The 1,443-nt window shown below is 68.1% G+C and carries 1 protein-coding gene; it reads right to left on the bottom strand.

Annotated features, from left to right (window positions below; genetic code table 11):
* Nucleotides 1–19 precede the first annotated feature (19 nt).
* Nucleotides 20–1,240: an IS110 family RNA-guided transposase gene (locus ACZ53N_RS37350; RefSeq protein ID WP_469145134.1), complete on the bottom strand. Its 1,221-nt coding sequence runs from the start codon at nt 1,238–1,240 to the stop codon at nt 20–22.
* Between the last annotated feature and the right edge of the window lie 203 nt (nt 1,241–1,443).

The raw sequence follows: 1,443 nt of genomic DNA, 5'->3' as shown, positions 1-1,443 counted from the left end.
GGACTTCCCAATCGTGATGTCAAGCCGCCAGCGTGACGGGGGGTGAAGCATGGAACTGCTCTCCGTCACGGATCATCGCCCAAAGGACGTTGAGGCGTCGGCGTGCGAGAGCCAGCAGGGCCTGCTTGTGGCCCTTGCCCTCGCTCCGCTTTCGGTCGTAGAACGCCTTCGACACAGGGCAGCACTGAAGGCTCACCATGGCCGACAGGTACATGGTTCTCAGCAGACCGCGGTGGTAGCGCCGGGGGCGGCGCAGGTTGCCGCTGACGCGGCCGGAGTCGCGGGGCCTGGGGGCCAGGCCGGCGAAGCCGGCCAGGCGGTCGGCGCTGCCGAACGCGTCCATGTCGCCGCCGGTGGCGGCCAGGAACTCGGCGCCGAGCTTGGGGCCCATGCCGGGCAGGCTGCGGATCACTTCTGCGTGCGGATGCTCCCGAAACTTGGCCTCGATCAGGGCGTCGAGCTCGGCGATCTCCTCATCGAGGGCCATCACCCCCTTCGCGAGGCGGACCACCATGGTGGCGGCCAGCTTCTCGCCGGGCAGCGCGGTCTGCTGGGCCTGGGCGGCCTCCACGGCCGTCTTCGCCAGTGCGGAGGCGCCGCGGACCTTGCGGTTCTTCAGCCACGTCTCGATTCGGCTCGTGCCCGCCCGACGGATCGCGGCCGGCGTCTGGTAGCCGGTCAGCAGCAACACCGGCCCCCGGTTCGTCAGCTCAAGGGATCGCTCCAACGCTGGGAAGATCTCAAGCAGTTGAGCCCGAAGCCGGTTGATCTGCCGAGTGCGGTCGAAGACCGCGTCCAGACGGCGGGTGGTCAGAATGCGCAGGTCGACGGCGATCTCGTCGCCCGGCCGCAGCAGGCCCAGATCGCGGCGGACGCGCGCCTGGTCGGCGATGACGAAGGCGTCCTTCGCGTCGGTCTTCCCCTCGCCGCCCTTGTAGGTGGCCGAGGCCCGGTGGACCGCCAGGCCGGTGAGGTAGGCGACCGGCTGGCCATGGCTGACCAGCAGGCCGATCAACAGCGCGGCACCGCCGTGGTTGAGGTCCACAGCCCACAGCGCGTCGGTCGAGATCTCCAGGACATCGCTGATCAGGGCGAGCAGTTCACTCTCGTCGTTCGCAACCCGACGGGACAACAGACGCTTGCCATCTGTGTTGATCACCACGCAGTGGTGGTGCGTCTTGCCGATGTCCACTCCGGCCCAGATCTCGGGCACGTTCCCCTCCGCCAGCTCGTCGTACATCGATCCCGCAGACGACCTCGCCGACGTTGTCCTACGCAGCGATCGGAGTCGCATCTCCCAATTGGCGGTCGAGTCGTCGCGGGGCTCCGGGCGGCCAAGTCCCTTGAGCCATCCCTACGGCGCACCAATGACAGCCATACCCAGAGCCCCCGGGCCCTCCGATCTTACGAATGACCAGAGCAACCACCCTTGAAAGGTAGGAC

The sequence above is a fragment of the Streptomyces sp. NPDC033229 genome (genome assembly GCF_055576875.1).
Note: the sequence above shows the minus strand (reverse complement) of the source record. Positions and strands in the feature narration are given on the sequence as shown.